Raw genomic sequence first — 12,714 nt, 5'->3', positions numbered from 1 at the left:
CATACTGTAGGCTTTCAAATTGGTGTACCTTTTCAGCATCTGCATGCTGCGGTGACGGGTAACGGAGGCGACCGCCATCGGGTGCAAGCCTTTTTCGAAGAAGCGAGTTGCAGCCTCGTGACGTAAGTCACGCCACCGAAGAGTACCCGCCTCGGGTCGTCGAGGGATGCGTTCTTGAGCTCTCGAGCGCTCGCTTCCAGACGCAGAATACAGCGTTGACACTTATACCGAATACCCGTCCTGACAGCTTCTCAGGGATGACGCCCGCAGGACCGAGTCGCGAGCGGTTGGTGCGTTCCTCTGGAGCTTACGAATCGGCCGCAAGGCGGCGAAATACCGTGACGGCTCGACAAGACAGCCGCAGAACTGCCGGCACTGCCGTATTCTTGGCGCCGCGGGCGTCTGGCGGAAAGCGAAGGAGGCGATTCTCAAGATCGAGCTGTTGCCATCGCACATTGAATAGCGCGCCTTTTCGCAGACGAGTTTCGATTCCCAGTTCAAAGGCAAGCGCGGCCCACGGATTGCCGCTGGCCGAAAGTAGCGCGTGAAGTTTTTCGGATTTTCTAGGGTGCAGACGTCGATCCCTCGCCTCGCAGCCGGACGGTTTGCGAATGTTCTTCGAGGGGTTCATCTGCGCTTCTAAGCCCCATTCCTGCGGGCGATTTCGAAGAGATGGCTGTTCGTCGGAATTCGAGTCGAATGGTGTTTTCTGCTCGTCCGGCGGCCCTGTGTTCGTCTCGATACTTCGCAGAGCCCGTGCCGCGCAAGGAGGCTAGAGTTCGATGCGACAGGTGATTGTCGATCCAGCGTTGGATGCGTCGGATTTCCTCATAGGGGCGGCGGTTCTCCGAGACGATTTCTCGACGGTACCGTTATAGTGCCTCAAGGAGCGTAGGTCGTTCGGCTCCGGTGCGATCGATGTATGATCCGCTATCCATCTCCGACTCGACGTTCCAGCCCATTGCTGCGCTTGCTGTTTGTGTCGGACAAGCGATAGACGGGCCTGTACCGCGTCGGCTTACCTCGGCGCGCCAATAAGTGCCGCGCTGGCTGACGTAGGCCAATCCAGACTGCGTGCGGAAGATTGAAAACCCTTGGTCTGAATTTTTCGTCGGGGGACCTCCGGCAAAGGCCAGTTTTTGACGCCGCCGAGCACTGGGCACAGACGAAAAAAGCATTCGGTCGCTCGCAAATGGTTGATTTCTATCGCTAATTATGTGATGGGGCGTGAGTGACTCGAACGCCCAACTCACGGATTCAGAGGCGCTCCGTCGACAGCTATGCTCACTCCGGAGAGGCGCTCAGTGCCTGACTTGTGCGGTGCTGGATGGATGTGTCGCGGTCCTGGAACGTGGGTGAACCAAGTTGATCGACTGAAGGTAAGTGACGGGGCGAGCCTAACTACCCCTGCGAGCAGTTTTGAGTAGACGCTCATCAATGGGGGCACTTATAGGGGCATCCCTCCCGTTTTATGGTGAGAGTTGGCTATGAATAAAAGGCTCTGGCGATTACTTGTGTAGCCCTCCTCACCACGAAAAATCAAAAAGCTCAGCCATTCGGCTGAGCTTTTTCGCATTGACGACATCCCACACGTACATTACGCGTCGTTCAACCCGCCCGCATCGATATCAAACCGCCGCCCCCTTAAACACCCCCTTCCGAATCATCACCGGATCCACCGTCGCGCTCCCCAACGACGCCTCACCATCCTGCACCGTCATCTGCAGCCGCATCGTCCGTTCGGCCAGCTTGCCAAGCGCCTCGCCGACGCCTTCCTCAAGCGACCACACCGTCACGTTCTGTAGACGCTCGACCTTGCCCTTCACACCTTGCCACCAGATATCGCTCGTCCTGCCCGCATACGCGATAACCACCACGCGGTCCGCGCGACCGCTCGCTTTCGCGATACGCCGCTCATCCGGCTGGCCGATCTCGATCCACGTCTCGATCTGACCAGTGAGGTCCTTTTGCCAGAGATCGGGTTCATCGGTGTCGGATAGTCCTTTGCAAAACTCCAGTCGTTCGCTCGCGAATAGGCCAAAAGCGGCGACGCGCACCATCATCCGTTCGTCGGTCTCGGAAGGATGACGCGCGATGGTCAGGGAATGGTCGCCGTAGTAGTGGCGGTCCATGTCGGCGATCTGAAGGTCCGCCTTGTAGATTGTCGATTTGAGGGCCATGCAACACCAAAAGGCCGGTCGAAAACCGGCAAGGAAAGTAGAAGAGGCGGCGAACAAATACCAAGACACCGCACGCCGACGCTCACGCGACCGACATTGTGCGGTGATTCAGGAACAAATTGGAAGAATAAGATGCGCGCAGCGAGCGTTCGCCGCCACGGAAGATGGCACCATTTTCAACGGCAATGATTTACCTACGCGCATTCATTCGATGCGCGTCGGCTACCGTCATTCGTAATTACTCAAAGCCCTTTCTGCTCGATAAACCGGTCGGCAGTCCACATTCCCTGCGTATCGCTATTCGACGCATTGACGAATTCGATGTCGTGTCCGACTACGCGCAATACGCGAAAATGCGAATCGACCGGCGTCGAAACGCATTCGAAGCCTTCGAAATATTGCTGCATCTTTTGATGCTCGCCAGCTTTCGCATGCTCATAGGCCGAATCGAATTTGTCCTTGGACAGGCAACCATATGAGTTAGGCCGAAACGTGAATGTCTGTTGGGCTTGAACCGCGCTGTCCTGCGCCTGCGCAGCGCAAACGATGACGAACGTCCCTACCATCGCAACGAGAAAACTGGCGCGCTTCTTCATTGAGTAGCCTCCAAACGAATTCGTCTCGAAATTAGCTATGTATTTAAAAGCCGCAAAATGCAAAAGCCATGCTAATTGACGTTTGAAAGTTTGCAAGCACAAGTTGTGTGCGATTGCAACAAGCCGGAATGTCGCACGCTTGCGTTAGTTTGTCAGAACGCAGCGTAATGATATGAAAGGCATTAAAAACCTCTATTTGGAGGAGATTGAAGCGGTTATTACTTGCCAATGGTAGCGATTTATCTCAACACGATTCTTGTGCGCCGCATTACCCGACCAAGAGCGCTTTCCAAACTTCCAAGCAATCGATTCTTCGCCGAGATGTCTAGCTAGCCTTCCGGCCTATTGCGCCGCGCCGCTGTTCATGGATAAATCGATCTCAACGAAATCAGGAGACATCCCATGACGCTTGCTCAGTGGCTGCCGTTCGCTATCGCATCGGCCATTCTTGTTGCAATCCCTGGCCCGACCGTATTGCTGGTCGTGTCCTACGCGCTCGGGCACGGGCGCAAGTACGCGCTCGCGACGACGCTCGGCGTGGCGCTCGGCGACCTCACGTCGATGACGGCTTCCATGCTCGGTCTCGGCGTTTTGCTGGCGGCATCGGCGGAACTGTTCATGGTGGTCAAGTGGGTGGGCGCGGCGTATCTGTTTTACTTGGGCATCAAGTTGTGGCGCGCGCCGGTGATCGACACGGACGCAGTCAAGGCCGGCGACGATCTGCGCACCGGCCGCATCCTGGCCCACGCCTACGCGGTAACCACGCTCAACCCGAAGAGCATCATCTTCTTCGTCGCGTTTCTGCCGCAGTTCATCGATCCCCACGCGGCGAGCGTCTCGCAAATCGCGCTGTTCGAGGCAACCTTTGTCGGGCTGGCGGCTGCTAACGCGTTCTTTTACGCGTTGCTCGCATCGGGCGCGCGTCGGGCAATTCGCAAGCCCTCCGTGCAGCGCACGGTGAATCGGACCGGCGGCGCGCTGCTTATGGGCGCCGGCGTCTTTGCGGCTGCATGGAAGAGGGCGACATGACTCAGACCGCATTTGCTGATTGGGCGACCAACGCGCGCCGCGTATTTTTCGGCTTGCTCGATGACTGGAATCGTCAAGACGCGGCAGCAATGGCCGCGCGTTTCGCCGAGCGCGGCAGTCTGGTCGGATTCGACGGCAGCACGATCGATGGCCGCGCGTGCATCGAAGCGCATCTGCAACCGATTTTCGCGCAGCATCCGACGCCGCTCTTCGTGGCCAAGGTGCGGGAAGTCAGACGCATGGCGAGCGGGCAGACTTTGCTTTTGCGTGCGGTTGCAGGGATGTGGCCACGCGGCACGGCGGCGCTCGATCCGAGTCTGAACGCGATTCAGACCATGGTTCTGTCGATGTGCGACGGGGCGTATCGCATCGAGCTGTTCCAGAACACGCCGGCCGCGTTTCATGGAAGGCCGCAGGAAAGCGACAAACTGAGCGCCGAGTTGCGGGAGATAGGGAAACCGAAACTCGCTTGAGTTACTTTCCGATGCAAAACCGGCTGAAAATCACGCCCAGTAGATCATCGGAACTGAACTCACCCGTGATTGCATTGAGATTTTCTTGAGCGAGGCGCAGCTCTTCAGCGAATAAATCAAGCGCCTGTGAGTTCTGATCGGCGTGGGCGGCCGCCAGCGCCAGATGTTCGCGCGCCGCCCGCAACGCGATGAGATGCCGTTCGCGCGCCAAATACACGCTCTCCGCGCCTGCCTGCCATCCGGCAACCTTGAGCAGCATTTCTCGCAAGAGCGCGATGCCTTCGCCCGTTTTCGCCGAGAGATTCACTTGGCGCGCGTCGCCGTCCGCGTCGCGGCTTGCGGCTGGTGCGCCCGCCAGGTCCGTTTTGTTCAGCACGCGCACGACCGGCACGCCATCGGGGAAACGCGCGGCAATCGCGTCGTCTTCGCTCGTCATCCCGTTTCGGGCGTCGAGCAAATGCAACACGACGTCGGCGCGCTCGATCTCACCCCAAGTCCGCTCGATACCAATTCGCTCGACTTCGTCTTCGGTGTCGCGCAGCCCCGCCGTATCGATGATATGCAGCGGTATGCCTTCCACTTGAATGGTCTGAGCGACCTTGTCACGCGTGGTGCCGGCAATCGGCGTGACGATAGCGAGCTCCGCGCCGGCCAGCGCGTTCAGCAGCGACGATTTGCCCACGTTCGGCTGCCCGGCCAGCACGACTGATAAGCCTTCCCGCAGCAAGGCGCCCTGCCGGGCATCGGCGAGGACGGTGTTCAAGCGCTCGCGAATGCGTGCGAGCTTGCCGCGCGCGTCCGCTGCTTCCAGGAAGTCGATCTCTTCCTCGGGGAAGTCCAGAGTCGCTTCAACCAGCATCCGCAAATTGATGACGTCTTCGACGAGCGCGTGGATTTCGCGCGAAAACGCGCCTTCGAGCGAGCGGCCCGCGGAGCGCGCGGCGGCTTCCGTGCTGGCCTCGATCAGATCGGCGACGGCTTCGGCCTGTGCGAGATCGAGCTTGTCGTTGAGAAACGCGCGTCGCGTGAATTCACCGGGCTCGGCAAGTCTCAGGCCGAACTCGCGTCCGACGTCGAGCGCGCGTTGTAGCACGAGTTGAAGCACGATCGGCCCGCCGTGACCCTGCAATTCAAGAACATATTCGCCGCTGTATGAGTGCGGCGCGGGAAAGTAGAGCGCGATGCCGCGATCGATTGCCTCGCCGTTGCCGTCGAGAAACGGCACGTAGCTGGCGTGGCGCGCGTTCAACGATTGGCCGCACAGCGCGAACATCGCGAGGTGCGCGGCGCGCTCACCCGCGCGTCCGAACGACAGCCGCACGACGCCAATCCCGCCGCGTCCGGGCGCGGTGGCGATGGCGACAATCGGATCGGAGTCGTTGCTGAGCATGTGAGGAAAGCAGGGATTTCGGGTGCGGGGATTGTATCGCGCCGAGACGCTTAGCTGCCGGCATCCCGCCCGTTAGGAAAAATCTTGGCGTATCTTATTTGAGATACGCACGAACGCATGCGACTCACGCCATTTTCCACAACAAATTCGCGGCTTAGGCAGCACTGACGAAGGTCTGAGAGCGAATTTAGATTGCCTTTTGGCAGTGATAGGTAACGCTTACGCAAGATAAAACGACGAATATTTCCGCCACTTCTAACGCGATTGGTTGACGCATAGGCAACGGTTGCCTCGCACAATTGCACTATGCCTACACCACAAGAAAAAGCCGATTTCTCCGAGCGGCTTAAGTTCTCGATGACCCGCGCACCTGAGAAGTTGCGCGGCGCGACCGATCTCGCCAAAAAATTCAGTCTTCGTTACCACGGCGAGGCGGTTTCCCCTCAAACGGCGCACAAGTGGCTCACCGGGCGTTCGATTCCGACCATCGACAAGCTGGAAGTATTGGCCGAATGGTTCAAAGTGGAGTTGCACTGGCTGCACTATGGACCGTCGCCGGGCGGTATCGCTCAGGGGACGCCAAAGCCGCTCGTACGGGATGAGCAATACCCGGCGTCCGGGGAAACGCTCGAGCTTGTGTCGAAGATCGAGGCGTTGTCGCCGCATCATCGGTATCTGGTCGAGGAGCTTGTGCAGCAGTTTTACGGGGCGGCGAAGCGGTGAAGCTGACCTGAACCTACTAAGATCGACAGCAAACAAAAACGCCCGGCATGCCGGGCGTTTTCAAATCCACTTCCACATCAAATCTAAAGAAACCTCAAGCCGCCTTCTTCTTCCGCTGTCCCATCATGCGCGTGATGTAATACTGCTGCGCGATCGACAGCACGTTATTCACGACGTAATACAGCACGAGACCCGCCGGGAAGAAGAAGAACATGACCGAAAACGCGATCGGCATGAACATCATCATCTTGGCTTGAACCGGGTCCGGCGGCGTCGGGTTCAGCTTGGTCTGCAGGAACATCGATACAGCCATCAGCACCGGCAAGATGAAGTACGGGTCTTGTTGCGACAGATCGTGAATCCAGCCGATCCACGGTGCACCGCGCATTTCCACCGACGACAGCAGCACCCAGTACAGCGAGATAAACACCGGAATCTGCACCACGACCGGCAGACAGCCGCCGAATGGATTCACCTTCTCGGTCTTGTAAAGCTCCATCAGCGACGCGTTCATCTTCTGCGGATCGCTCTTGAAGCGCTCGCGAATCTGTTGCATGCGCGGCGTGATTTCTTTCATGCGCGCCATCGACTTATAGCTCGCCGCCGACAGCGGGAAGAACACAGCCTTGATGAGCAGCGTAAGCAGCACGATTGCCCAGCCCCAGTTGCCGACATAGCTGTGGATCTTTTCGAGCAGCCAGAAAAGCGGCTTGGCGATGATCGTAACCATGCCGTAATCCTTCACGAGCTCGAGCCCCGGCGCGATACCTTCCAGCATGCGCTCTTCTTCGGGACCCGCGAAAAGACGCGCATCGACGGTCGCGGTCTGTCCCGGCGAAATGGTCTGCACGGCCTGCTGCACACCCACGCGATACAAATCCGGATCGATCTTCTGCACATAGATGTCACGCTTCGCGCCCTGCTGCGGAATCCACGCCGACGCGAAGTAATGCTGCACCATCGCAATCCAGCCGTTGTCGGCGGAAGGCGCGAACGTAGCCTTGTTCTTGTCGATATCGCTGAAGTCGATCTTCTGAAAGTGATGCTGGTCCGTGTAGACCGCCGGCCCGATGAACGTATGCGAGAAGCGCGGCGTCTCCACCGGCGTGTTGTCGCGCACGAGTTCCATGTAGAGCTTCGGCGTGACCGGCGCGCTACCGACGTTCTCGATTTTCGTATCGACGTTGATCACGTAGCTGCCACGCGTGAACGTGTAGGTCTTTACGACCTTCACGCCACCCTTCACCGGCGATTCGAACGCGAGCGTCAGCGTTTTGGCGTCGCCCGACAAGGACGTCTGGCCCGGCACCGCCGTGAAGATGTCGTTGTGGTTCGGGAAGTCGCCGCCGAGCAGGCCCGTGCGCGCGAGATACGTGTGGGTCGGCGTGTGATCGAAGAGGGTGATGTAGAGGTCGGGCTGCTTGCCGTCGCCTTCCTTCACGAGCGAGAGTTTCGAAAGCGTGCCGCCGCGCGTGTCGATCTCACCGGAATACACGTCCGTCGTGAACTTGACGAGTTGCGCGGCCGCCGTGGCGGGCGGCGTCGCCGAACCCGGCGCGGCGGTACCGGCCGGCGAGTCGGGCAATTCGGAAGGCTGCGCGCCCGATGCGGCCGTGCCCGGTGCGGGGTTGCTGGCGGTCTTGGCCGGCTGCGTCGCGCTCGGGAAGAACATCGACGGGCGCCCATGGTCGCGCTGCCAGTTGTCGAACAGCATGACAACTGACACGAAGAAGATGACCCATAGGACGGTGCGTTTGATATCCATGCGTTGTCTCAGTGTCGATCGGTAAGCGCATCAGCGCCGTTTAGTGGTGAATGCTTTTCTTGAGCGAATTCCGCGGCCGGCTCGGAAACCCGCGTGGAATCTGATCGCGAATCGGAAGGCTGCGGCACGAGATCGACGCCGCCCGCCGAAAACGGATGGCAGCGGCAAAGCCTTTTGGCGGCGAGATACGTGCCATGCGCGGCGCCATGATACTGGATTGCCTCGCGCGCGTAGTCGGAACAGGAGGGATAAAAACGGCACCGGCTGCCGAGCAGCGGGCTCACAGCAACCTTGTAGAAGCGCAACAACGCGATTAGTGCCGTTTGCATAAGCTTCGCGCCGCGCGCCCCGTTCGCCGTGACCGGCGATTCGAGACGCAGACTGCGCTTCATGACCCGGAAGGGCCGGAGGTGTCGTCTACGGCGGGCACGCCAGGCGGCGCCGCCACGGTTTCAGCCGCACGGCGCGCGACTTCGCGCACGGCACGGTCCAGCAATGCTTCCAGTTCGCCTCGCACGAGCGCGCCGAGCGGCGGCGAACTGGCGCTCGGCATGGCCTTGCGGTCGATTTTCGCGTGCAAGCGCACGAGGATATCGAAACCGCTCAACGCTTCGCGACGCAACCGAAACGCGTCACGCGCGTGCCGCTTGATCAAGTTGCGCGTGACTGCACGCGGCGCCTGCTTCTTGCCGATCACGAGGCCGAGACGCGCCTCCTGCCCAGTCGGTTTCCCGTACAGCACGAAATGCGGCGAACGTCGCCATGGGCGCAAACGAAAAACGGATGAGAACTCATCCGTTTTCAGTAGCCTTGCGGCCTTGGGGAACGCGGCCTGCGCCGGCAACTGAACGATGTCCTGTTTCAAGACTTCTGTGCGGCGCTAAAGCAGCCTGCCGGTTCGTGATGCGCGCCCGGCTTCAGGACAGATACGGCCTGTACCACGCGTGCGCGACCAGCCACCGGAAAGCCTTAGATTGCCAGGCGCTTGCGACCCTTCGCACGGCGAGCGTTGATGACCTTGCGGCCGCCAGCGGTCTTCATGCGAACGCGGAAGCCATGGGTGCGCTTGCGGCGCGTCACGGAAGGTTGGTAAGTACGTTTCATGATGCTCTCACTTGAGTATTGATCGACCGCGCGGGCTTTGGCGCCACCGTGTTCCGACTGTGGATAACCGCAGGCACGAGAGGCACAACGGGCGCAACGACCGGAGGTTCAGGAATTCTGTTTTCGCGGAACCCGCTATTTAAACCGTTTTCCTATTGACCGTCAATAGGTTAGCGTAATAGTGAAGCTCGCCATGCTCGCATCATGTTCATTTCCAGCCTGCCGGACGCGCTGATTTGACCCTGTGGATAACTCGCGCGCCGGTCCCGTTTGGCGTTAGAATCTCGCCTTACTCCCAAATATCCGCCTACTGCTTCGGCCCGCCGTTCGCCCGCAAACCCTTGCGGCGTAAGCCTCCGGAGCATGCCTGCATGGCTGTGCCGGGACTTGCCGAGGCGCTTGAGCGCATCCGGCAAGCACGGCCGTCAGGAGCGCGGAGCCAACCATAAAACGACCGCATTCGATGAACGATTTCTGGGAACACTGTTCGGCACTGCTGGAGCGTGAACTCACGCCGCAGCAGTACGTCACGTGGATCAAGCCGCTGGCCCCGGTCGACTTCGATGCCGACGCGAGCACTTTGCGCATAGCCGCTCCTAATCGCTTCAAGCTCGACTGGGTGAAGAGCCAGTTCTCGGGACGCATTGCCGATATGGCGCGCGAATACTTCAGCGCGACGATCGACGTCCAGTTCGTACTCGACCCGAAAGCGACCGCGCGCAGCGCCATCGGTCAGGCGCCGAACGCCGCGCCGCGGCCGGCGGCCGGCGCGGGTGTCGCCGACGGCGCGCCGCGTCCGCCCGCGCCGGCCGCCGCACCGCAAGCGCCTTCGGTCGTCGCGCACGCGAACGCTGCCGCGCACGTGAACGCGCTGGCGGCGGAAGCCGCCCAGCAAGCTCAGGCCATGCAGGACGAACAAGCCGATCTCGACTTGCCGAGCCTCGACGCCAACGAAGCCGCCGCTGGCCGGCGCACGTGGCGTCCGGGCGGCAACCCATCGGCCGGCGGTGAAACCGATTCCGCTTACGAACGTTCGAAGCTCAACCCCGTGCTGACCTTCGACAATTTCGTCACCGGTAAGGCGAATCAGCTCGCGCGCGCGGCGGCCATTCAGGTCGCCGACAATCCCGGCATCTCGTACAACCCGCTCTTTCTTTACGGAGGCGTGGGCCTGGGCAAGACGCATCTGATCCACGCTATCGGCAATCAGTTGCTGATGGACAAGGCGGGCGCGCGCATTCGCTACATTCACGCGGAGCAGTACGTGTCCGACGTGGTGAAGGCGTATCAGCGCAAGGCGTTCGACGACTTCAAGCGTTACTACCATTCGCTCGATCTTTTGTTGATCGACGATATTCAGTTCTTTTCGGGCAAGTCGCGTACGCAGGAAGAGTTCTTCTACGCGTTCGAGGCGCTGGTCGCGAACAAGGCGCAAGTCATTATCACGAGCGACACGTATCCGAAGGAAATCTCCGGTATCGACGACCGTCTGATCTCGCGCTTCGATTCCGGTTTGACGGTCGCCATCGAGCCGCCCGAGCTGGAAATGCGCGTCGCCATTCTGATGAGAAAGGCGCAGTCCGAAGGCGTGAGTCTGTCCGAAGACGTCGCGTTCTTCGTCGCGAAGCATCTGCGCTCGAACGTGCGTGAACTCGAAGGCGCGCTGCGCAAGATCCTCGCTTATTCGAAGTTCCATGGCCGCGACATCACCATCGAGCTGACCAAGGAAGCGCTCAAGGATCTGTTGACGGTGCAGAACCGCCAGATCTCGGTGGAGAACATTCAGAAGACCGTCGCGGATTTCTACAGCATCAAGGTCGCCGACATGTATTCGAAGAAGCGGCCGGCCAATATCGCGCGCCCGCGCCAGATCGCGATGTATCTGGCGAAGGAACTGACGCAGAAGAGTCTGCCCGAGATCGGCGAGCTTTTTGGCGGTCGCGATCACACCACCGTGCTGCACGCCGTGCGCAAGATCGCGGCCGAACGCGGCACGGATGCGCAGCTCAATCACGAACTTCACGTGCTCGAACAAACGCTGAAGGGTTGAGCCGGCGCGAACGCGTCGATTATTGCGCCACCGGACCTGTTTATTGGTAAAAACGCCCCCAATTTTCGGGGGCGGTTCCGTTTTAAGGCACAATATAGGTTTAGCTGTCCGTGGCCTGGGCGGCTGGCGTCAAGCATTCGCGAGTGACCGGCGGGGGGCCGGCAACGCGTGTTACGAGGTTGTCCGGCGAGCGCGGCGAACCAACCGCTGGTGACAAAACCAGCGGTGGCAAAACCGGCGGACAGGCCGTCACATCAACGAAGGAACTCTATGCAACTGGTCAAGACCGAACGAGACAATCTTCTAAGGCCGCTGCAAACCGTGAGCGGTATCGTAGAACGCCGCCATACCTTGCCGATCCTCGCCAATCTGCTGATCACCAAGAACGGCGCCGATGTGTCGTTCCTCTCGACGGATCTCGAACTCCAGATCACCACGCGCGCCGATTTCGGCGTTGGCAGCGACCAGATCGCCACCACGGTCGCCGCGCGCAAGTTGCTCGACATTCTGCGCGCCATGCCGCCGGGTGAGGTTGCGCTCGACTTGTCCGACAAGCGCCTGACCGTGCGCTCCGGCAAGAGCCGCTTCGCGCTGCAGACGCTCGCCGCGGACGAGTTTCCTACCGTCAACCAGGCTACAGACTTCGGCGCGAGCCTTTCGGTTCCGCAGAAAACGTTTCGCCAGTTGCTCGGCATGGTGTATTTCGCCATGGCCCAGCAAGACATTCGCTATTACCTGAACGGCATGTTGCTCGTGGTGGATGGCGACCAGTTGATGGCCGTCGCAACGGACGGTCACCGTCTCGCGTTCTCGTCCATGAAGATCGACGGCGGCACGTTCCCGCGTCAGGAAGTCATCATCCCGCGCAAGACCATCCTCGAATTGCAGCGTCTGCTCGAAGACATCGACGACACGCTCAAGATCGACATCGCCGCGACGCAGGTTAAGTTCAGTTTTGGCCAAGTCGAACTCGTGTCGAAGCTCGTCGAAGGCAAGTTCCCCGACTTCCAGCGCGTGATTCCCAAGGCGCACAAGAACACGTTCGAAATCGGTCGCGAAGAACTGCAGCGCTCCCTGCAGCGCGCGGCCATTCTCACGTCGGACAAGTTCAAGGGCGTGCGGTGTCTGGTCGAGCCGGGTCAGCTCAAGATCATGTCGACCAACGCCGACCAGGAAGAAGCGCAGGAAGAACTGGAAATCGCGTATCAGGGCGATACCGTCGACATCGGTTTCAACGTCACGTATCTGCTCGACGTGCTTGCGAATCTGAAGGTCGACACGCTGCAAGTGAGCCTTGGCGACGCCAACTCCAGCGCGCTCATCACAATTCCGGAAAACGAGGAATTCAAGTATGTCGTGATGCCAATGCGCATCTGACGCGTTCAGGTACCACGAACACACCAA

The 12,714-nt window shown here is 59.8% G+C and carries 14 protein-coding genes; 6 read left to right on the top strand and 8 right to left on the bottom strand.

The window, feature by feature from the left end; all coding sequences use genetic code 11:
- Nucleotides 1-307 precede the first annotated feature (307 nt).
- Together ACYQ47_RS21185 and ACYQ47_RS21180 are read right to left on the bottom strand one after the other, a co-directional pair.
- Nucleotides 308-631, bottom strand: a complete 324-nt coding sequence (locus ACYQ47_RS21185; RefSeq protein ID WP_459906680.1) for a site-specific integrase — start codon at nucleotides 629-631, stop codon at nucleotides 308-310.
- A gap of 997 nt (nucleotides 632-1,628) precedes the next feature.
- Nucleotides 1,629-2,180: a YaeQ family protein gene (locus ACYQ47_RS21180; protein ID WP_250462431.1), complete on the bottom strand. Its 552-nt coding sequence runs from the start codon at nucleotides 2,178-2,180 to the stop codon at nucleotides 1,629-1,631.
- Between ACYQ47_RS21180 and ACYQ47_RS21175 the strand changes: the two genes are divergently transcribed.
- Entirely contained in the window at nucleotides 2,179-2,418 is a 240-nt protein-coding gene (locus ACYQ47_RS21175) for a hypothetical protein (RefSeq protein WP_244826700.1), read from the top strand. The two genes, ACYQ47_RS21180 and ACYQ47_RS21175, sit on opposite strands and share 2 nt — an antisense overlap.
- A 4-nt stretch (nucleotides 2,419-2,422) precedes the next feature.
- Here ACYQ47_RS21175 and sap1 read toward each other — a convergent pair whose 3' ends face one another.
- Nucleotides 2,423-2,776 (bottom strand): surface attachment protein Sap1, encoded by a 354-nt coding sequence (gene sap1 / locus ACYQ47_RS21170; RefSeq protein ID WP_459909257.1) that lies wholly within the window; start codon nucleotides 2,774-2,776, stop codon nucleotides 2,423-2,425.
- A 402-nt stretch (nucleotides 2,777-3,178) separates the two neighbouring features.
- On the opposite strand from sap1, the gene ACYQ47_RS21165 reads away from it, so the two are divergent.
- Nucleotides 3,179-3,805, top strand: a complete 627-nt coding sequence (locus tag ACYQ47_RS21165; protein ID WP_250491629.1) for a LysE family translocator — start codon at nucleotides 3,179-3,181, stop codon at nucleotides 3,803-3,805.
- Nucleotides 3,802-4,278: an SgcJ/EcaC family oxidoreductase gene (locus tag ACYQ47_RS21160; RefSeq protein ID WP_250462436.1), complete on the top strand. Its 477-nt coding sequence runs from the start codon at nucleotides 3,802-3,804 to the stop codon at nucleotides 4,276-4,278. Before ACYQ47_RS21165 ends, ACYQ47_RS21160 begins: the two co-directional genes overlap by 4 nt.
- A 1-nt stretch (nucleotide 4,279) precedes the next feature.
- Here the strand turns inward: ACYQ47_RS21160 and mnmE are convergent, their stop codons facing one another.
- Nucleotides 4,280-5,668: a tRNA uridine-5-carboxymethylaminomethyl(34) synthesis GTPase MnmE gene (gene mnmE, locus ACYQ47_RS21155; RefSeq protein WP_459906676.1), complete on the bottom strand. Its 1,389-nt coding sequence runs from the start codon at nucleotides 5,666-5,668 to the stop codon at nucleotides 4,280-4,282.
- Between the two features lie 306 nt (nucleotides 5,669-5,974).
- On the opposite strand from mnmE, the gene ACYQ47_RS21150 reads away from it, so the two are divergent.
- On the top strand, nucleotides 5,975-6,391 hold the full coding sequence (locus ACYQ47_RS21150) for a helix-turn-helix domain-containing protein (protein WP_244826705.1): 417 nt from the start codon (nucleotides 5,975-5,977) through the stop codon (nucleotides 6,389-6,391).
- A 94-nt stretch (nucleotides 6,392-6,485) separates the two neighbouring features.
- Here ACYQ47_RS21150 and yidC read toward each other — a convergent pair whose 3' ends face one another.
- The 4 genes from yidC to rpmH all read right to left on the bottom strand — a co-directional run bounded on the left by yidC (nucleotide 6,486) and on the right by rpmH (nucleotide 9,260).
- A complete protein-coding gene (gene yidC, locus ACYQ47_RS21145) occupies nucleotides 6,486-8,156 on the bottom strand; it encodes a membrane protein insertase YidC (RefSeq protein ID WP_459906674.1) in 1,671 nt (556 codons plus the stop codon).
- 8 nt (nucleotides 8,157-8,164) lie between these two features.
- A complete protein-coding gene (gene yidD, locus ACYQ47_RS21140; RefSeq protein WP_244826708.1) occupies nucleotides 8,165-8,485 on the bottom strand; it encodes a membrane protein insertion efficiency factor YidD in 321 nt (106 codons plus the stop codon).
- A gap of 59 nt (nucleotides 8,486-8,544) precedes the next feature.
- On the bottom strand, nucleotides 8,545-9,021 hold the full coding sequence (gene rnpA / locus ACYQ47_RS21135; RefSeq protein ID WP_244826709.1) for a ribonuclease P protein component: 477 nt from the start codon (nucleotides 9,019-9,021) through the stop codon (nucleotides 8,545-8,547).
- Nucleotides 9,022-9,125: 104 nt separating this feature from the next.
- Nucleotides 9,126-9,260, bottom strand: a complete 135-nt coding sequence (gene rpmH / locus ACYQ47_RS21130; protein WP_004198824.1) for a 50S ribosomal protein L34 — start codon at nucleotides 9,258-9,260, stop codon at nucleotides 9,126-9,128.
- Nucleotides 9,261-9,723: 463 nt separating this feature from the next.
- Between rpmH and dnaA the strand changes: the two genes are divergently transcribed.
- Both dnaA and dnaN read left to right on the top strand, forming a co-directional pair.
- Nucleotides 9,724-11,310 carry a chromosomal replication initiator protein DnaA gene (gene dnaA, locus ACYQ47_RS21125; RefSeq protein ID WP_244826710.1) on the top strand — a complete coding sequence of 529 codons (1,587 nt, stop codon included), beginning with the start codon at nucleotides 9,724-9,726 and terminating at the stop codon, nucleotides 11,308-11,310.
- Between the two features lie 270 nt (nucleotides 11,311-11,580).
- Nucleotides 11,581-12,687 (top strand): DNA polymerase III subunit beta, encoded by a 1,107-nt coding sequence (gene dnaN, locus ACYQ47_RS21120; protein ID WP_244826711.1) that lies wholly within the window; start codon nucleotides 11,581-11,583, stop codon nucleotides 12,685-12,687.
- The last annotated feature ends 27 nt before the right edge of the window (nucleotides 12,688-12,714 follow it).

Source organism: Caballeronia sp. HLA56 (genome assembly GCF_054655155.1).
The sequence above is the reverse complement of the archived record's forward strand: the minus strand, read 5'-3'. Positions and strand labels throughout refer to the sequence as shown.